Source organism: Streptomyces sp. NPDC101118, from assembly GCF_044759445.1.
Classification (GTDB): domain Bacteria; phylum Actinomycetota; class Actinomycetes; order Streptomycetales; family Streptomycetaceae; genus Streptomyces.
This window is the reverse complement of the sequence record NZ_JBIVZG010000015.1, coordinates 99,839-118,379: the sequence shown is the minus strand read 5'-3', so window position 1 is coordinate 118,379 and position 18,541 is coordinate 99,839. Positions and strand designations below refer to the sequence as shown.

14 protein-coding genes are annotated in these 18,541 nt (G+C 72.1%); 5 read left to right on the top strand and 9 right to left on the bottom strand.

Going from position 1 to position 18,541, the window contains the following annotated elements; translation table 11 throughout:
* Nucleotides 1–23: 23 nt before the first annotated feature.
* Complete coding sequence (gene sph, locus ACIQUQ_RS23610) at nucleotides 24–1,028, bottom strand: sphingomyelin phosphodiesterase (protein ID WP_403979043.1); 1,005 nt, start codon at nucleotides 1,026–1,028, stop codon at nucleotides 24–26.
* 130 nt (nucleotides 1,029–1,158) lie between these two features.
* Here sph and ACIQUQ_RS23605 point away from each other — a divergent pair, with 130 nt between their 5' ends.
* Nucleotides 1,159–2,028, top strand: a complete 870-nt coding sequence (locus ACIQUQ_RS23605; protein WP_403979041.1) for an oxygenase MpaB family protein — start codon at nucleotides 1,159–1,161, stop codon at nucleotides 2,026–2,028.
* A gap of 39 nt (nucleotides 2,029–2,067) precedes the next feature.
* Here ACIQUQ_RS23605 and ACIQUQ_RS23600 read toward each other — a convergent pair whose 3' ends face one another.
* On the bottom strand, nucleotides 2,068–3,876 hold the full coding sequence (locus tag ACIQUQ_RS23600) for a DUF262 domain-containing protein (protein WP_403979039.1): 1,809 nt from the start codon (nucleotides 3,874–3,876) through the stop codon (nucleotides 2,068–2,070).
* A gap of 155 nt (nucleotides 3,877–4,031) precedes the next feature.
* Nucleotides 4,032–5,570: a M1 family metallopeptidase gene (locus tag ACIQUQ_RS23595; RefSeq protein WP_403979036.1), complete on the bottom strand. Its 1,539-nt coding sequence runs from the start codon at nucleotides 5,568–5,570 to the stop codon at nucleotides 4,032–4,034.
* Nucleotides 5,571–5,822: 252 nt separating this feature from the next.
* On the opposite strand from ACIQUQ_RS23595, the gene ACIQUQ_RS23590 reads away from it, so the two are divergent.
* The gene (locus ACIQUQ_RS23590) at nucleotides 5,823–7,460 is read left to right on the top strand and encodes an ABC-F family ATP-binding cassette domain-containing protein (protein ID WP_403979033.1); all 1,638 of its coding nucleotides are present in this window, start codon (nucleotides 5,823–5,825) and stop codon (nucleotides 7,458–7,460) included.
* Between the two features lie 102 nt (nucleotides 7,461–7,562).
* Here the strand turns inward: ACIQUQ_RS23590 and ACIQUQ_RS23585 are convergent, their stop codons facing one another.
* The 5 genes from ACIQUQ_RS23585 to ACIQUQ_RS23565 form a co-directional block, all read right to left on the bottom strand.
* Nucleotides 7,563–8,336: an SDR family NAD(P)-dependent oxidoreductase gene (locus ACIQUQ_RS23585; protein WP_403979031.1), complete on the bottom strand. Its 774-nt coding sequence runs from the start codon at nucleotides 8,334–8,336 to the stop codon at nucleotides 7,563–7,565.
* A complete protein-coding gene (locus ACIQUQ_RS23580; protein WP_403979028.1) occupies nucleotides 8,333–9,502 on the bottom strand; it encodes an MAB_1171c family putative transporter in 1,170 nt (389 codons plus the stop codon). Before ACIQUQ_RS23580 ends, ACIQUQ_RS23585 begins: the two co-directional genes overlap by 4 nt.
* Nucleotides 9,492–10,022, bottom strand: coding sequence for a hypothetical protein (locus ACIQUQ_RS23575; RefSeq protein ID WP_403979026.1), 531 nt, complete (start codon nucleotides 10,020–10,022; stop codon nucleotides 9,492–9,494). The genes ACIQUQ_RS23580 and ACIQUQ_RS23575 overlap by 11 nt, the downstream gene beginning before the upstream one ends.
* Nucleotides 10,023–10,548: 526 nt before the next feature.
* Complete coding sequence (locus tag ACIQUQ_RS23570; protein ID WP_403979023.1) at nucleotides 10,549–13,014, bottom strand: Tex family protein; 2,466 nt, start codon at nucleotides 13,012–13,014, stop codon at nucleotides 10,549–10,551.
* A 244-nt stretch (nucleotides 13,015–13,258) separates the two neighbouring features.
* Nucleotides 13,259–14,134, bottom strand: coding sequence for a hypothetical protein (locus ACIQUQ_RS23565; protein ID WP_403979020.1), 876 nt, complete (start codon nucleotides 14,132–14,134; stop codon nucleotides 13,259–13,261).
* A gap of 873 nt (nucleotides 14,135–15,007) precedes the next feature.
* Here ACIQUQ_RS23565 and ACIQUQ_RS23560 point away from each other — a divergent pair.
* The 3 genes from ACIQUQ_RS23560 (at nucleotide 15,008) to ACIQUQ_RS23550 (ending at nucleotide 17,620) form a co-directional block, all read left to right on the top strand.
* Complete coding sequence (locus ACIQUQ_RS23560) at nucleotides 15,008–15,547, top strand: DinB family protein (protein ID WP_403979017.1); 540 nt, start codon at nucleotides 15,008–15,010, stop codon at nucleotides 15,545–15,547.
* A gap of 386 nt (nucleotides 15,548–15,933) precedes the next feature.
* Entirely contained in the window at nucleotides 15,934–16,893 is a 960-nt protein-coding gene (locus ACIQUQ_RS23555) for a GlxA family transcriptional regulator (protein ID WP_403979014.1), read from the top strand.
* A 91-nt stretch (nucleotides 16,894–16,984) separates the two neighbouring features.
* On the top strand, nucleotides 16,985–17,620 hold the full coding sequence (locus ACIQUQ_RS23550) for a DJ-1/PfpI family protein (protein ID WP_403979011.1): 636 nt from the start codon (nucleotides 16,985–16,987) through the stop codon (nucleotides 17,618–17,620).
* Between the two features lie 37 nt (nucleotides 17,621–17,657).
* Here the strand turns inward: ACIQUQ_RS23550 and ACIQUQ_RS23545 are convergent, their stop codons facing one another.
* Nucleotides 17,658–18,497 carry an enoyl-CoA hydratase/isomerase family protein gene (locus ACIQUQ_RS23545; RefSeq protein WP_403979009.1) on the bottom strand — a complete coding sequence of 280 codons (840 nt, stop codon included), beginning with the start codon at nucleotides 18,495–18,497 and terminating at the stop codon, nucleotides 17,658–17,660.
* Nucleotides 18,498–18,541: the final 44 nt, after the last annotated feature.

The following is an 18,541-nucleotide window of genomic DNA, read 5'->3' as shown; positions in this document are numbered from 1 at the left end:
CGGCCGGCCGCCGGGCGGACCGGCTAGCCGGCGGTCACCGGGTAGTGGTCCGAGAGGTTGTCGTACGTGTAGCTGGTGCCCCAGCTGCTCACGGTCCAGGGCGCGCTCTGCTCCTTGACCACGTTGTTGTTCCAGCCCGCCGGACGCACGTGGCCCGCACGGTGCAGGACGTAGTCCAGGTCCTCCCTCGGGTCGGACGGGTAGCGGTAGTTGGCGATCGAGTTCTCCGCCGTGTCGAACGAGTACGGGTGACCGGTGCGCGAGTCCGCGCCCACCAGGCCCGCGTCGGCGAGCATCGTCGCGTACTCCGGCGTGCGCGAGTCCACGTTGAAGTCGCCCGCCACGATGACCTGTTCGCCGGCCGGGATGGCCTTGGCGTCCAGGAAGGCGTCGATGTTGCGGAACTGCCGGCTGCGCATCTGCGCCGCCTCGCCCGCGCCGCAGCCCGGGTCGGTGGACTGCGCGTGGGTGCCCACCACGTGCACCTTGGTGCCGTTGACGTTCAGCACCGCGTACACGAAGCCCTTGTTGGACCACCAGTCGGCGCCGCAGGCGTCCTTGTAGACGTACTGCTCCTTGCGGACGATCGGCCACTTGCTCAGGATCGTCACGCCGCCGTCCTCGGGCGTGGTCGCGGAGTACGCGCCGCTCGTGGCGTCCCAGCCGGTCTTCGAACGGCCCATCACCGGCGTCTGGTACGGGTACTGCGCGGCGGCGTTGGACTTGAGCGCGTCCGACGAGGAGTTGTCGAAGGCCTCCTGGAGGACGACGACGTCCTTGCCCTGGAAGAAGGACGTCTTCGGTATCTCGGCGGCGCGGTGGTCCTGGCCCCAGTTCGGGTACAGGTTCTTGCTCATCAGGAACACGTTGTACGACAGCACGGACAGCCGGGGCACCGTGGTCGTGCCGCCCTCGGCGGCAGTGGCGGCCGAGGCGGCGGGGGTCGCGGTGGCCGTGAGGGCCGCGGCGGCCAGGACGGCGACGGCCGCGCCTGCGGCCCGGCTGCGGCGGATGCGAGAGAGCGCCATGGAGTCTCCTGATTCCCGGTGAACCGGTGGGGGAAAGATCGGCTCCGCCATCAAAGCAGCCGGAGTTACCCTCAGGTAACACCCATGCACCGGGAATCTTGACGGCCCGCGACGAGCGGATACTGGAGGCATGAGCCGGACCCCAGCACCCCAGCCGCCCCCGCCCGGCGGCATCCTCTGGACCGTCGCGGGCGACATCAGGGCCCTGCTCCTGCTGCCCGCCGCGTTCACCATGCAGGTGGCCCACCCGGTGGTCGCCGCGGGCGTCGACACGTACTCCGTCTTCCGCACCGACCCGTGGGGACGCGGCGAACGCTCCCTGCGCTCCGTCCAGCTGTGGGTGTACGGCGGCGAGGCCGCGGCCGAGGAGGGACGCCGGGTGCGCCGCCTGCACCGCGACATCAGCGGCACCGACGAGGACGGCCGCAGCTACCACGCCCTGGACCCCGCGTACTACACCTGGATCCACGCCACCGGCTTCCCCGTCTACCGCTACGGCCTCGCCTACGTCTTCCGCCCGCTGACCGGGGCGGAGGAGCGGCAGCTGTACGCGGAGTGGCTGATGGTCGGCCGGGTCCTCGGCATCCACGACCGGGACATGCCCGCCACCGTCGAGGAGTTCTGGCCCTACTACCGCACGATGCTGGCTGAGGAGATCCGCTCCACCGCCGTGGCCCGCGAACTCGTCGCCACCGACGTCGACCTGCCGGCCCCCACGGGCGGACCGCTGCCCGTCCGCCTCGCGGTCCGCGCCGCCTGGCCCGTACTCAGCCGGGCCTTCCTCCGCTTCCGCGCCTTCGTCACCGTCGGCCTGATGCCGCCCGACGCCCGCGCGGCCATCGGCCTCGACTGGACCCCGGCCCAGGAACGCCGCCTGCGCCTGCTCGGCCGCACGGTCCGCACCCTCGTCCCCCTCCTCCCGGAACGCCTCCGCTACCTCCCCATCGCGAGAGAGGCCCGCAGGACCCACCGCGCAACGCGCCGCGCCGCCCCCCGCTGAAGCGGACGGCGGCGCGGAACCGGACGTGTGCGGTGCGTGCTAGCCGATGAACCTCTGGAAGACGCGTATGTAGTCCTCAGGGTTCACGATCAGGGTCTCCGAGCCGGACCGCTCGGGCAGCTGTTTCTGGAAGAAGCACGGCTTCACCCCCGAGGTCACCTGGAGCAGGGCCACGACCAGGCCGCGGTAGTTGACGAGCTTCGAGTCGGCGGTGACCCGGCGCGCCAGATCGGGGTCCAGGTCGCTGTCCTTGATCTGCTGGCAGATCCACATCCAGTAGTCGTTGAGCGACTTCGACCGCAGCTTGGCCTCCCGCTCGATGCCGATGACCTGGAAGTTCCGGCACAGCTCGGGGGCGACTGCGTCGAGGGACTCCACGCGCCGTGCGTCGGCTTCGGTGTCCGCGATGCCGATCGCCACGTAGCCGGTGACGTTCGGACCGATGTTGGCGATGGCGGTGATCGTCCGGCAGATCTTCGCGAAGGACTGGGGATCGAACGCACGGGCCTCGTCGAGGCGCAGGAAGCCCTGCTTGCAGTCGAACGCCTGCTGCTCGACCAGGGCGTTCCCGAGGAGCTTCTCCAGCTGACTGGCCCAGCCGTACCGGCCCAGGTCCTGGCCCTTCGTCTCCGCCTTCTCGAACGCGTCCCGGAGGACGCCCTTGACGGCGTCGATCGTCTTGCGCTTCGAATCCCGCTGCCAGTCGCCGCCGCCGGACGGGACGGCCATGATGTTTGCCCCGATGCCGAGCAGGCGGCGCCAGGCGAGGTCGGCGTCCTGGAGCCGCATCCCGTCCTTGAAGATCAGCTCGTAGACGGCGAGGAAGACGCCGTGGAAGTAGCGCGGGGAACGCCCGCTGGTCCCGGCACTGACGAGGTTGGAGAACTTCTTGTCCCCTCGGGCGAGGATCGACCGGATGGTGTCGTAGACGTAGGTGAAGTGCTCCTCGATGGTGTCGGCGCCGTAGGACTCGATCGCGGAATTCAGCTGCCGGGAGGCCTTCGTGCCCTGGTCCTCGGAGGCGAGGTCGGTGTAGCTGTAGTACTCGTCTCGCAGGCGGGTGCCGGAGTTGGGGATCGGATCCGTCAGGCAGTCGATCAGGATGTCGAGGACGAGCTGCTCGTCGATGGACTCCCGGACGTCCTCCCGCCAGAGCACCCCCTCACGAACCCAGAAGATGTCGTCCACGAGGACTCCGTACTCGAGCCCCCGGTTCGTGATGCTCAGCTTCGGCATCGCCCGGAGGGGGACCACTTCGCTGGGCGACGTGTCCCCGCGGACCCCTGCGGAGATCACGCGGACGAGGTCGGCCAGAGGGGACAGCGTTCCCGCCTGCCGGAGGCTCTGACGGGAGAGCCTGCGGCCGCCGGAGTTGATCCGTCGGAACACCTCGTCCACGCTCGCGGGCGTGACCGGTCGGTACACCGACAATGCGACGTTGTAGTTCGCGAGGTGGACCGAGAGCTCACGGCTCATCACCGGGTGCTTCTGCTTCAGCTCGCCCTTGTCCACCCGGAGCTTCGTGTCCGCGAGCGCGTCCAGGTTGAAGTACTCGCCGCCGAACGGGAACTCGTTCTCGATGAAGGAGAAGACCGCGTTCATGCGTTGCATCCCGTCGATGAGCTCGAAGGAGACATCGCCGGGAGTGCCTATCTCGGCCACGAGGATGAGCGGGATGGGGAGGTCCTTGAGGAGCGAATCGATGAGCCGCTGCTTCTCTTCGACGCTCCAGACCAGCTTGCGCTGGTACCGGCGGTTGACCCGGAAGCGGTCGGCTATGTAGAAGGCGTAGAGCCGCTGGACGCTCTCGCTTCTGACAGTCAGTTCCCCGGCGGATGAGCTCGTCATGATCATGAAGGTACTGCAGCCGCGGACCACAGTTACGGGAATTTCGACCTTTGGGCCGGATCTGCTCGCATGGGCCGGCGGTGCTCCGCAGGGGCGGCACTCCGCCGCCCGGGAAGGCGGTCGGAGCACCGCCGGTCAAACCCTCCGTGCCGGTGTCAGTGGTCGTGGACCGTGTTCGTGGCGGCGATCTTCTTCCAGGACTTCGGGGCGGTGCGGTTCGGCGGGGTCAGGCGGTCGGCGGACGCGGTGTCCTTCGGGCCCTTGGCGTTCTTCGGGGCGCTGCCCAGGGCCTTGGCGGCCGTGCCGAAGGACGGCTTGCCCGGCGTGTACAGCCAGGTGTCGAAGAGCGCCGCGAGCGGCTTGCCCGACACCTTCTCCGCGTACTTCACGAAGTCGCCGACCTTGGCGTTGCCGTACGCGAACTCGGCCGGCCAGCCCTTCAGGATGGCGAAGAAGGTCTTGTCGCCCACCTGGTTGCGCAGCGCCTGGAGCGCGATCGCGCCCCGGTCGTACACGGCGCCGTGGAACTGGTTGTCCGGGCCCGGGTCACCCGGCTTGACCTGCCAGAACGGGTCCTCCGCGGGCCGTGAGTCGTACGCCCACTGCGCCAGCTCCTGCGCCGTGCCCTCGCCCTCCTTCTCCGACCACAGCCACTGGCTGTAGCGGGCGAAGCCCTCGTTGACCCAGATGTCCTTCCAGTTGTCCACGGAGACGGAGTCGCCGTACCACTGGTGCGCCAGCTCGTGGACGACCACCGAGACGTTCGCGCCGTTCGCGAACTGCCGCGGGCTGTAGAACGGGCGGGTCTGGGTCTCCAGGGCGTAGCCGCTGGTCACGTTCGGCACGTAGCCGCCGAGCGCGTTGAAGGGGTACGGGCCGAACACCTCGGACAGCCAGTCGGCGACCTCACCGGTCCGCTCGATGCTCGCGCGCGCCGCGCCCGCGTTGTCGCCCAGGTCCTTGCTGTACGCGTTGAGGACCGGCAGGCCGTTGGCCGTGGTGTCCTGCGTGATGTCGAACCTGCCGATCGCCAGGGTGGCCAGGTACGTCGCCTGCGGCTTGTTCGAGCGCCAGTTGTAGCGCGTCCAGCCCAGGCGCGAGCTCTGCGACTGGAGCACGCCGTTGCTGATCGCCTGCGTGCCGTCCGGGACGCTGACGGACACGTCGAAGGTGGCCTTGTCCAGCGGGTGGTCGTTCGAGGGGAACCACCAGATCGCCGAGTCGGGCTCCTGCGCGGCCACGCCGCCGTCCGGCGTGCGGTGCCAGGCCGTCCAGCCGTCGACCTTCAGCTCCGAGGGCTTGCCCGCGTACTTCACGACCACGGTGACGGACTTGCCCTTCGGCAGCGGGGCGGCCGGCGTGACCTCAAGCTCCTGCGTGCCCGACGTGGCGAACTTCGCCTTGGTGCCGTTCACGCGGACCTCGCTGACCTTGAGGCCGAAGTCGAGGTTGAAGCGGGACAGGTCCTGCTTGGTGGTGGCGAGGATGGTCGCGGTGCCCTCGAGGAGGTCGGTGACCGGCTGGTACTTCAGCCTCAAGTCGTAATGGGAGACGTCGTAGCCGCCGTTGCCGCTGGCCGGGTAGTAGGTGTCGCCGATGCCCGACGCGCCCGGGACGAAGCTCGCGGCCGACGCCGGGATCGCCAGCAGGACCGAGGCGGCGAGCACGCCGGGGACGATGACTTTGCGGTGCACGGATGCTCCAAAGGGGTGGTAGGGGCCGTGGGTTGCCCGTCGTGATCTTGCCGACCGGCCGTTCGAACGTATTCATCCCCGACGCCACAAGTCATGTCCACGCCCCCATCTGTCACACGATCGCCATTCGGCCGTCACGCTCGCCGAGGAACGCCCCGCCCCCGCCCGCCCCGACGTGATCAAGGCCCTGACCTGCCCGCTCGCAAAATCGAGAAAGTCCTGAAAGCACCGGGCGATAGAATCGGCCCCCTCATGACTGCAACCCTCGTCGCCAAAGACCTCGCCGCCGGGCACGGTGAGCGCTCCCTGTTCTCCGGGCTCGACCTCGTCGTCGCCCCCGGGGACGTCATCGGCCTCGTCGGCGTGAACGGCGCGGGCAAGTCCACCCTGCTCCGCCTCCTCGCCGGGCTCGACACCCCCGAGGACGGACAGCTCAGCCTCTCGCCGCCCACCGCCACCGTCGGCCACCTGCCCCAGGAGCCCGAACGCCGCCCCGGCGAGTCCGTACGCGCCTTCCTGGCCCGCCGCACCGGCGTCGCCGCCGCCCAGACCGCCCTCGACGCGGCCACCGAGGCCCTCGTCGAAGGCGCGCCGGGCGCCGACGACGCGTACGCCGAAGCCCTCGACCGGTGGCTGGGCCTCGGCGGCGCCGACCTCGACGAGCGCGCCGAGGAGGTGGCCGGCTCCCTCGGCCTCGCCATCAGCCTCGACCTGCCCATGACCGCCCTCTCCGGCGGCCAGGCCGCCCGCGCAGGCCTCGCCTCCCTCCTCCTCTCCCGCTACGACGTCTTCCTCCTCGACGAGCCAACCAACGACCTCGACCTCGACGGCCTGGAGCGGCTGGAGGCCTTCGTCACCGGGCTGCGCGCCGGCACGGTCGTGATCAGCCACGACCGCGAGTTCCTCGCCCGCACCGTCACCAAGGTGCTGGAGCTGGACCTCGCCCAGCAGCAGGTCAACCTCTACGGCGGCGGCTACGAGGCGTACCTGGAGGAGCGGGCCACCGCCCGCCGCCACGCCCGCGAGGAGTACGAGGAGTACGCCGACAAGCGCTCCGCCCTCGAAGGCCGCGCCCAGATGCAGCGCAACTGGATGGACAAGGGCGTCCGCAACGCCCGCCGCAAGGCCACCGACAACGACAAGATCGGCCGCAAGCACCGCGCCGAGTCCACCGAGAAGCAGGCCGCCAAGGCCCGCCAGACCCAGCGCGCCATCGAGCGCCTGGAGGTCGTGGACGAGCCCCGCAAGGAGTGGGAGCTGCGGATGGAGATCGCCGCCGCCCCGCGCTCCGGCTCCGTCGTCGCCGTCCTCCGCGAGGCCGAGGTGCGCCGCGGCGACTTCACCTTCGGACCGGTGAGCCTCCAGCTCGACTGGGCCGACCGCGTCGCGATCACCGGAGCCAACGGCGCCGGCAAGTCGACCCTCCTCGGCGCGCTCCTCGGCCGCCTGCCGCTCGACTCCGGCACGGCCACCCTCGGCTCCGGCGTGCTCGTCGGCGAGGTCGACCAGGCCCGCGGGCTCTTCCTCGGCGACGACTCGCTCCTGGACGCCTTCTGCGCGGCGGTGCCCGACATGGAGCCGGCCGACGTACGGACGCTGCTCGCCAAGTTCGGCCTGAAGGCGGTGCACGTCCTGCGCCCCGCCGCCACCCTGTCGCCCGGCGAGCGCACCCGCGCCGCCCTCGCCCTGCTCCAGGGGCGCGGCGTGAACCTGCTGGTGCTGGACGAGCCGACGAACCACCTCGACCTGCCGGCCATCGAGCAGCTGGAGTCCGCGCTGGAGGCGTACGAGGGCACGCTCCTGCTGGTCACCCACGACCGCCGGATGCTGGACGCCGTCCAGACCACCCGCCGCCTGGAGGTCGCGGACGGCAAGGTGACCGAGCTCTAGACCCGACCGGGCTCCAGCCCTCTCCCGGTTCCGGCCCCCCCGCGGGGCCCCCTCCCGCCCGGGCCGTCACAGGCCCGGGCGGAACAGAGAGGCGTCCGCCCCTCAGACCCCCGCCGGGGGCCTCCGCGTACGGGCCATCCGCCGCGCCACCAGGTTCCGCGGCAGATGCCGCACCGCCTGGGCGTACACCCGGTACCGCCAGCCCGTGATGCTCAGCGGCCGCCGCAGGGCCAGGTCGCGCAGCGCCCGGGCCACCACCGCGTCGGCCTCCAGCCACACCGCGTCCCGCAGCGCGCTCACGTCCATCCCGGCGCGCTCCTGGAACTCGGTCCGGGTGAAGCCCGGCACCACCGCCAGCACCCGCACCCCGTACGGCTCCAGGTCCACCCGCAGCGATTCGCTGAAGGCCGTCACCCAGGCCTTGGCCGCGCCGTACGTCCCCGTCGGCAGCAGCCCCGCCACCGAGGCCACGTTCAGCACCGCACCCCGGCCCCGCTCCCGCAGGCCCGGCACCACCGCGTGGGTCAGCCGCAGCGGCACCCGGACCAGCAGGTCCAGCATCCGTTCCTCGTCCTCGACCGGGCTGTACGGGAACGGCGCCGGCAGTCCGAAGCCCGCGTTGTTGACCAGCACGTCCACCGGCCGCCCGGCCTCCGCCAGCCGCACCTCGACGGCCTCCCGGGCCACCGGGTCCAGCAGGTCCGCCGGCAGCACCTCCACGGACACCCCGAAGGTGCCCCGCAGTTCCCCGGCCACGCTCTCGAGGCGCGCCTTGTCCCGGGCGACCAGCACCAGGTCACAGCCCTTGGCGGCGAAGCCGCGCGCGAAGGCCGCGCCGAGGCCGGCGCTGGCCCCGGTGATCAGAACGGTGGTCACGACACTTCCACTTCCGGTGCGAAGGACAGGGTGGCCGGGCCGGCGTAGGCATCGGCCACGTCGACGAGGAAACGTTTCTCGCTCTCGAGGTCGCTGCCGTCGATCGCCGCCGCGGTGAACGTGGACGCGCCAGGCTGCAGCCCCTCGGCCTTCGCCCGCCGCGCCTCCTTCATCACACAGGCCAGCACGGCCGCCTCGCAGCGCGGGTGCGGGACGCCGGCCGCGGCGACGTGCTCGCGGGCCAGCTCCGGGACGCCCGGAGCCACGTACTCGTTCAGCATCAGGATCGCGTCCCGCGTCTCGATCACCTTGCGGTAGACCAGCAGGTCGCGGGCGACCGGCGGCCACACCAGCTCCAGCAGCCGGGACGCGCGCGGCTTGTGCAGCGCCACGTGCGGCACCGCCTCCACCAGGTCCCGCCACAGCGGCCACAGCTGCCAGGCCGTGGACACGTCACCCGCGGTGCGGCGCAGCACGTACAGCGTCGGCACGAAGATGGCCGCGGCCCGCAGCAGGCCGTGCACGTTCATCAGCAGCGGCAGCGCCGGCAGCGCCCAGGTGGACCCCAGCGTGGCCTTCAGCAGGTAGACGAACCAGAACAGCCCCGCCAGCGCCGTGCCCAGCCCGAACAGCCGCAGCCCCGCCGCCAGCCCGGGGCTGTCGGTGCGCCGCCCGTACCGCCAGCACACGAACACGCAGACCGTGTTGGCCAGCAGGTGCGCGAACATCAGCGTCAGCCAGTACGCGAGCGAGGGAACCGGGTCCCCGCCGGGCGGCATGCCGTGCACCGTGTGCGGCGGGGCCAGCAGGTCCAGGGCCACCATCGCGCCCAGCAGCACCACCGTCATCACGCACGAGGCGAGCTGGAGGTTGCGCCCCCGGGTGGTCGTGGCCACGAAGTACAGCACCGCGCCCGCCGACAGGACACCCGTCAGGTTCCGCGTGAGGCCCACCGCGTGGGCGTAGTCCGGGTACTGGGCGGCCGCTTCGAGCACGGCCGGCAGGTTCAGCGTCATCGCGGCCGCCGCCGTGGCCACCGCCAGCCACAGGCCGCGCTGCAGCGGGTCGCGCACGGCCGAGGGGGCGCGCAGCAGCACGGCCGCCCACAGCACCACCACGCTGGGTACGGCGAGCCAGTCGCCGATCGCGGTCAGCTCATCCGCCATGGGACAGCCTCACCGCGACGGGGGAGAGCCGCATGCCGCTCTGGGGTGCCCGTACCCCCATCGCCGACTCCAGCTTCTCCAGCGTCCCCTGGGGCGCGGCGGCCGGGGCGAGGCCGGACTGGATGCGGATCATGCTCGCGAGCATCTCCGCCTCCTGCTCCTGCCGGGTCGTGTAGTTGGTCCGGCCCAGGATCACCGGCGCGTCGTCGGCGACGTCCTCGCCCTCCAGCGAGTTGTGGCCGAACAGGATGTGGCCCAGCTCGTGGAGCACGATGTGCTCCTGGTGCAGGCGCGAGGTCTGGGCCTCGTAGAAGACGTAGTCCACGGTGGCCGTTCCGACCCAGAGGCCACACACCCCTGACTCGGCCGCCTCCTTGGGCAGCGGGTGCAGCTTGATGGGACGGCCGCGGCTGTCCGCCACGCGGGCGCACAGGCCGTCGAGGGAGAACGGATGCGAGAGGTCGAGCTGACCGAGAATCGCCTCACATCGTTTGCGCAGTTTGAGTTGCCCGTATGGCATGTGTTCCCTCTTCGGACCCTTCCTCGGGCAGCGTCGATAGGCATGTGGGGAGAGTGTCATGACGTCCTGAGCCTTCAAGGCGGCCTCTGGGAGTGTGGTCCTCAGGGGAGTACGGGGTGCCGTCCCCCGACCATTGCGGACGGTCTCACCGTCATCCCTACAGATCTTGCTGCCCAGTTGGCAAGGCCGAGGCGGGGCCGACGGTCCCGATCCAGCCACCTGTTCCCGTGGGGGACGGATGTGCGGGTGCGAGGCGTTGCCCGGGAGGCAAAACGACGGGCCGGGGCACGGAACCCGCAGGTCCCGCGCCCCGGCCCGGTCAGGGGGCTGGTCGTCAGCCCGTATGCCGTCACGCGTCAGCCCGTACGCCGGCACGCGTCAGCCCGTACGCCGTCACGCGTCAGCCCGTACGCCGGCACGGAGGGCCCGGGCGCGCGCGGGCGGGGCCGGAGCCCGCCGTCGTACGCGCCCGGAGCCCCGCCTCCGTACGCGCCCGGAGCCCGCCCACGTGCCCGGCCCGGCCGGCTCAGCGCCGGCCGCGGCCCTCCTGGTCGCCCGTGAGGCCCGCGCGGCGGAGGGCGTCGGCCATCGCACTGTTCGCCGGCGCGGGAGCGGAGTCCCGGCGCGCACCGCCACGGCCGCCGGCCCCGCCGCCACCTCGCTGCTGCGGCGGACGGCCGCCCTGGCCGCCGCGGTCACCGCCGCGCCCGCCCCGGTCGCCACCCCGGTCACCGCCGCGGTCGCCGCCGCGCGCACCCCGGTCGCCCCGCTCGCCGCGGCCCGGGGCGCCGCCGGACTGGTCCGCGCCCACCTCGTCGTCCAGCCGGAGCGTCAGCGAGATGCGCTTGCGCGGGATGTCCACGTCCATGACCTTCACCCGCACGATGTCGCCCGGCTTCACCACGTCCAGCGGGTCCTTTACGAACGTCTTCGACATCGCCGAGACGTGCACCAGGCCGTCCTGGTGGACGCCGATGTCCACGAACGCGCCGAAGGCCGCCACGTTCGTCACCACGCCCTCCAGCACCATCCCCGCCGCCAGGTCGCCGATCTTCTCCACGCCCTCCTTGAAGGTGGCCGTCTTGAAGGCCGGACGCGGGTCGCGCCCCGGCTTCTCCAGCTCGCGCAGGATGTCCGTGACCGTCGGCAGACCGAAGGCCTCCGTCACGAACTCGTCCGGCCGCAGCGACCGCAGCACCGAGGTGTTCCCGATCAGCGCGGCCACTTCGCCGCCCGCCTTCTTCCCCATCGCCCGCACCACCGGGTACGCCTCCGGGTGCACGCTGGAGGCGTCCAGCGGGTCCTCGCCGTCGCGGATCCGCAGGAAGCCCGCGCACTGCTCGTACGCCTTCGGGCCCAGGCGCGCCACGTCCTTCAGGGACCTCCGGCTGCGGAACGGCCCGTTCGCGTCGCGGTGGGCCACGATGTTCTCCGCCAGGCCGCCGCTGATGCCCGACACCCGGGCGAGCAGAGGGGCGGAGGCGGTGTTCACGTCCACGCCCACGCCGTTCACACAGTCCTCGACCACCGCGTCGAGGGAGCGCGACAGCTTCACCTCGGACAGGTCGTGCTGGTACTGGCCGACACCGATCGACTTCGGGTCGATCTTGACCAGCTCGGCCAGGGGGTCCTGCAGGCGGCGGGCGATGGACACTGCGCCGCGCAGCGAGACGTCCAGACCGGGCAGCTCCTGCGAGGCGAACGCGGAGGCCGAGTACACCGACGCGCCCGCCTCCGAGACCATCACCTTCGTGAGCTTCAGCTCCGGGTGCCGGGTGATCAGGTCGGCGGCCAGCTTGTCGGTCTCCCGCGAGGCGGTGCCGTTGCCGATCGCGACCAGCTCGACCGCGTGCTCCTTCGCCAGCCGCGCCAGCTTCGCGAGGGACTCGTCCCACTTGTTGGCCGGGACGTGCGGGTAGACGGTGTCCGTCGCCACGACCTTGCCGGTGGCGTCGACCACGGCCACCTTCACGCCGGTGCGGTAGCCCGGGTCCAGGCCGAGCGTGGCGCGCGTGCCGGCCGGGGCGGCCAGCAGCAGGTCGCGCAGGTTCGCCGCGAACACCCGCACCGCCTCGTCCTCCGCCGCCTGCCGCAGCCGCAGCCGCAGGTCGATGCCCAGGTGCACCAGGATCTTGGTGCGCCAGGCCCACCGCACCGTGTCCGCCAGCCACTTGTCGCCGGGACGGCCCCGGTCCGCGATCCCGAAGCGGTGCGCGACCAGGCCCTCGTACGAGGAGGGGCCCGGGGTCTCGGACGGCTCCTCCGGCTCCAGCGTGAGGTCGAGGACCTCCTCCTTCTCGCCGCGCAGCATGGCGAGCACCCGGTGCGAGGGCAACGCCGTGAACGGCTCGGCGAAGTCGAAGTAGTCGGCGAACTTCGCGCCCGCCTCCTCCTTGCCGTCCCGCACCTTCGCCGAGAGCCGTCCGCGCGTCCACATCCGCTCGCGCAGCTCGCCGATCAGGTCGGCGTCCTCGCCGAAGCGCTCGGTGAGGATCGCCCGCGCCCCTTCCAGGGCGGCGGCCGGGTCGGCCACGCCCTTGTCCGCGTCCACGAACGCGGCCGCGGCGGCGGCCGGTTCCACCGACGGGTCGGCGAGCAGGCCCTCGGCCAGCGGCTCCAGGCCGGCCTCGCGCGCGATCTGCGCCTTGGTGCGCCGCTTGGGCTTGAAGGGCAGGTAGATGTCCTCCAGGCGGGCCTTGGTGTCGGCCGCCAGGATGCGGGCCTCCAGCTCGGCGTCGAGCTTGCCCTGCTCCCGCACCGAGTCGAGGATCGCCCTGCGCCGGTCCTCCAACTCCCGCAGGTACCGCAGCCGCTCCTCCAGCGTGCGCAGCTGGGCGTCGTCGAGCATCTCGGTCGCTTCCTTGCGGTAGCGAGCGATGAACGGCACCGTCGAGCCGCCGTCGAGCAGCTCGACGGCGGCCTTCACCTGCCGCTCCCGTACGCCGAGCTCCTCGGCGATCCGGCCTTCGATGGACTGGGTGGCTGCCGTCACGTTCCGTTACCGCCTTCTCGCTGAACTTGAGGTCAGCATTGTGGCAGGTGCGGTGCAGGGGAGGGGTAAGGCGGGCGGGGGGGCGAGGTCAGTCGTTGGCGGGGAGGCCGGGGGTGGGGTCGGCCTTGCCGGGGGGAGCCCGGTGGATGGGTCAGCCCTTGCCGGGGAGGCCGGTGGATGGGTCGGCCCGTGCTGGGGAGGCCGGTGGGTGAGGTCAGTCTCGGCGGGGAGGCCGGCGGGTGGGTCAGCCCTTGCCGAGGAGCCCGGCGGGGAACGCCCCGGCCGTCACCAGCCTGAGGACGAAGCCCTGGCCCAGCTCCGTGAGACGGGCCACGCCCTCGGCGCCGAGGTGCGCGTACGGGGCGAGGTCGAGCTCATCGGTACGGTCCTCCAGCTCCGCGCGCAGCCGGACGCCCGCCTCGGTCAACTCCCCTTCGGGGCCGAGCAGCCCGCGCCCGCGCAACCGCGCGGCGGCCGCGTCCAGGTCGTCCTGGCTCCAGCCGCGCGTGCTGAGCAGCCAGCGCGTCGACATGCCCTTGCCGGTCGCGGAGTGGCTGACCAGGGCCTCCACCGGGTCCAGACCCGCGGCGAGCAGGGCCGCGAGGTGCCCGTCGCCCCGGTGCTCGCGCAGCAGGGTCGCGGCGTGCCAGTACGCGAGGTGCGGCTCCTCGGGGACCGGGAGGTCGGCGTGCGCCGCGTACAGGGTGCGGGCGTGCCGGGTGCAGCCCTCGGCGGCGCGCAGCGCCAGCCCGGCGGCCTCGGCCAGCTCCGCCGAGGCGAGCACCTCGTCGCCGAGCAGCCGCCGCAACGAGGCGTCGGCGACCCGCAGCCGGGTGGCCAGCACCTCCTCGGGGGAGGCAACTGTCCAGGCGGCGGGCAGGTGCCGGCTGATCATGCCGTGGCTGAAGTTGTAGAAGGCCGCGGCCACGGCGCCCGCTCCCACGGCCCCCATCGCCGCGGCCCGGCCCACGAGGTAGGCCGCGTTGTGGTCCTCGAACCCGAGCGCCGCGAATTGCTCGGCGTAGTCGGGCGAGAAGTAGTGCGCCGAGTGGAACGGGTTGACGGCGGAGTGATGACACCGCCGCGCGTCGCGCGCGGTGAGGGTGGTGGGTGTGGTCATGGAGGCAGGTTACCGACTGGTTGGTATGTGGGGAAGGGGGTATGGGGTGGGTGTCGGGCGGTGGGGGGTGCGGGGCGGTGGTGGGTATGGGTGTGGGCCGGGTGCATCCCACACGCGCACGCGGCACGTTGCTGGCCGGGGGCACCCCACGCACGTGCGCGGCATGGTGTGGGCCGGGGGCGTCACACACGCGCACGCGGCACCTTGTGGGCCGGGGGCATCCGCAGTGGGCCGGTGTTGTGGGTGGGTCCTGGAGCCACCCGCCACTTGAGGGTGTTTCCGGGGCGGGGCGGGCCGTCAAGGGCGCTCCGCGTCGCCTTCGGCGATTCCACTTCGTTCCACCCTTGACCGCCCACCCCGCCCCGGGCGTACGACGAGTGGCGGGAGGCTCCAGGAGGGACGGTCAGGGGGCAAAGCCGACGGCCGGCCAGTAGCGATGGGGCGTGCCCGGTGGCTCCGCCACCCGGGCACCGGCCGGGAGCCCCGGTGTCGGCACCCGGTGCCCGGAGCCGGGGTGGGCCCCCGCCCCATGGGGCGGACGCGTCAGCGTCCGTAGGCCCTCCGCCCGTCTCAGCGACTTCCGGGCCGCCGGTGCCCCTTCATAAGCCGCCCACGATCGCTACGCGCTCCTGCCTCAGGGCGGCGGACGGCCGTCTGGGGCCGGACATAGGCCGCCGGCCGCCGAGACGTGCTTCTCACGTCTCGGCGGCCGGCGGGCCGTCGGCGGTGAGGGCTGCCGCCCGTGACCGGCACGCGCTGCTCTGGTCTTGGCGGCTGCGGATATCGGGGGGAAATGTGCGGTGATGGGATGGCAGAGTCGGGGATCGGCTCTCCGCGGAGTCGATTTGTGTGAACTGAGGGAAGGTGATGGGCGTGGCAGGTGGTTGGCAGGCATTGGCTCTGGGTCTCTTCCGGCGAGTTCGGATTGATCTGGCGCAGTCAGTCGAGGGCTTGGGGGAACGTGAACTCAACTGGCGGCCGTCGTCCGACAGCAACAGCACTGCGTGGCTCGTCTGGCACGTCGCGCGAGGTCAAGACCGCAACCTCTCCGAGGTCATCGGCCGGCCCCAACTCTGGTTGTCGGGTGGGTGGGCTGACCGGTTCGGCCGGCCTGCGGACCCGTCCGACACGGGATTCGGTCACTCGACGGACGAGATGAACGCCTTCCTCAGCCCCGGTGGCCCTCTCCTGCTCTCCTATCTCGATTCCGTGCACGAACTGGCAGAGAACTACTTGTCGTCGGCCCCCGCGGAAGATCTCCACCGCATTGCGCCCAGTCCCACACTCGGCACCGCCGACACCGTCGAGCTCCGCCTTCAGGGCCAGATCGCCGACTCCTTCGCCCACCTGGGCCAGATCGGCACCCTCCGCGGCCTGATGCCCGAGTTCCACGAGATGACCGACAGCCGCTGAGATCTCAGAAGCGCGTAGCGATCGCTGGCGACATCTGCCCGCCCAAGACGGCTGTCTGTCGCCGTGAGGCAGGAGCGCGTAGCGATCGTTGGCGGCTTATGAAGGGGCGCAGGCGGCCCGGAGGCCGCTATGCCGGCTGGTGGGCCTACGGACGCTGACGCGTCCGCCCCGTGGGGCGGGGCTGCACCCCGGCCCCAGATGCGTCCAGTTCGCTGAGGTCGGCCCAGGGGATACTGCCCTGCCTACCCCCGCCCACCTCCCCGCTCCGGCCCGGGAGGTACCCCCGTACTCCCGCCCGCTTCACCCCACGCCCCCCGGGAACCCATGGCAGGAAAGGTGGGAAGCCCGTCGTTGCGGCCATCTCGCTCCCACCCCACGATGAAGACATGGCGAAGCGAACCGTGCTGGTCGTGCTCTTCGACGGCGTACAGAGTCTTGATGTCACCGGGCCCGTGGAGGTGTTCGCCGGCGCCTCCGTCGGGCGCCCCGGTGACGGGTACGAGATCCGTACCGCCTCCCTCGGCGGAGCACCCGTGCGCACCTCCAGCGGCCTCACCCTGGTGCCCGACCTCGACCTCGCCGACGCGCCCCGCCCGCACACGCTCCTCGTGCCCGGCGGTCCCGGCACGCGGAACATCGACCCGCGCCTGGCCGACTGGCTGCGCGAACGGGGCCCGGGCACCCCGCGCCTGATGTCGGTGTGCAGCGGCGCCCTGCTGCTGGCGGCGGCCGGGCTCCTCGACGGGCGCCGCGCCACCTCTCACTGGACGGTCTGCGACCAGCTGGCCCGCGAGCACCCCGCGGTCGAGGTGGACCCGGACCCGATCTTCGTGCGCGACGGCAACGTCGCCACCTCGGCCGGGGTCACGGCGGGCATCGACCTGGCCCTCGCCCTGGTCGAGGAGGACCACGGGCGGGACCTCGCGCTGACCATCGCCCGCCACCTGGTCGTCTTCCTCCGCCGCCCCGGCAACCAGGCGCAGTTCAGCGCCCAGCTCGCCGCGCAGACCGCGCAGCGGGAACCCCTGCGCGACGTGCAGCGGTGGATCGGCGAGCACCCGGGCTCCGACCTGTCCGTCGAGGCGCTCGCCGCCCGTGCACAGCTCTCACCGCGCCACTTCGCCCGCGCCTTCCAGGCCGAGACGGGGGTGACGCCCGGCCGGTACGTGGAACGGATCCGGATCGAGCACGCCCGGCGGCTGCTGGAGGACAGCACAGAAGGGATCGCGCAGATCTCGCGCACCTGCGGCTACGGCACCCCCGAGGCGCTGCGCCGCGCCTTCGTGAAGACCCTGGGCCAGTCGCCGGCCGAGTACCGCCGCCGCTTCAGCCCCACGCCGCACTAGAGACGAGACGCGCCAGCCCCACCCACCCACCCACCCACCAACCCGCCAACCCGCCAACCCACCCGCCAGAACTCCACCAGGAGGCCCCACCGTGCAGATCGCGATCGTGCTCTTCGACCGCTTCACCGCCCTCGACGCCGTCGGCCCCTACGAGATCCTCAGCCGCCTCCCGGGCTCCGAGACGGTGTTCGTCGCCGAGCAGTCCGGCCCGGTGCGCAACGACAACAGCTCCCTCGCCCTGGTCGCCGACCGCACCCTCGCCGAGGTGCCGAACCCCGACATCGTCATCGTGCCCGGCGGACCGGGCCAGACGCCGCAGATGGGGAACACGGTGCTGCTGGACTGGCTGCGTGCGGCCGATGCCACCAGCACCTGGACCACTTCCGTCTGCACCGGGTCGCTGCTGCTGGCCGCGGCCGGCCTGCTGAAGGGGCGGCGCGCAGCCTCGCACTGGCTGGCCCTGGAGACGCTCCGCGGCTACGGCGCCGAGCCGACCGGCGAACGCGTGGTCATCGACGGCAAGTACGTGACCGCCGCCGGTGTCTCCTCCGGCATCGACATGGGCCTGACGCTGCTCGGCCGGATGGCCGGCGACCGCACCGCCCAGGCCGTCCAGCTGCTCACGGAGTACGACCCCCAGCCCCCGTACGACGCGGGTTCGCCGGACAAGGCGCCCGCCGACCTGGTCGAGGAGTGGCGCGCCAAGTCCCGCTTCATCCTCCAGTAGTACAGCCCCTCAGCAGCACAGACCGTCCGGACGGGGGTCAGACGGTCCAGGTGAAGCGCGGCGCCCTGCGCTCCAGGAAGGCGGCGACACCCTCCGCGGTGTCGTCGCTTTCGCGTGCCTGCTCCGCCCAGTGCGCGTCGCGGTCGGTGCGGCCGTTGGCGAACTCCTTGGCCGCAGCCTGCGTCAGCTGTGAGCGGGACGCGAGGGTACGGGTGAACTCGCCCACCCGCTTGGCCAGTTCGCCGCCCGGCAGCACCTCGTCCACCAGCCCCGTCCGCAGTGCACGCGCCGTGTCGATCAACTCGCCGGAGAACAGCAGGTACTTGGCGGTGGACGGACCGGCCAGGGCGGCGAGCCGGCGCGTTGAGCCGGACGGGTAGACGATGCCGAGCTTCGCCGGGGTGATCCCGAAGGCGGCGCCCTCCTCGGCGAACCTGAGGTCGCAGGCCACCGCCAGCTGGCACCCGCCGCCGACGCAGTAGCCGCGGATCGCGGCGATCGTCGGCTTGGGAAACGCGGCCAGGGCCTCTTCGGCCGCGAGCGCGAGCCGCTGCGGGGCGTCGTCGTCGCGCAGGCCCGAGATGTCCGCCCCGGCGCAGAAGGTCTCACCGGCGCCGGTCAGCACCAGGGCACGTACCGCCGGGTCGGCGGCCAGCTCGTCGAGGAGTCCGGGCAGCCGGGCCCACATCGCCGCGGTCATGGCGTTCCGCTTCGCGGGGTGCGCGATGACGACGGTGGCCACGCCGTCGGCCACCGAGTGCCTGACCTCGGCCACCGAGTGCCCGAGCTCGGCCTCCGGGCGGGGCGGCGGCGTGTCCCGGTGCTCGTCCTGACGCTCGTCCCGGTGCTCGTCCTGACGCTCTTCCTGGCGGTCCATGCGCCGGATGCTATCCCGGCCGGCCGCTCCTATGATCAAGGGAG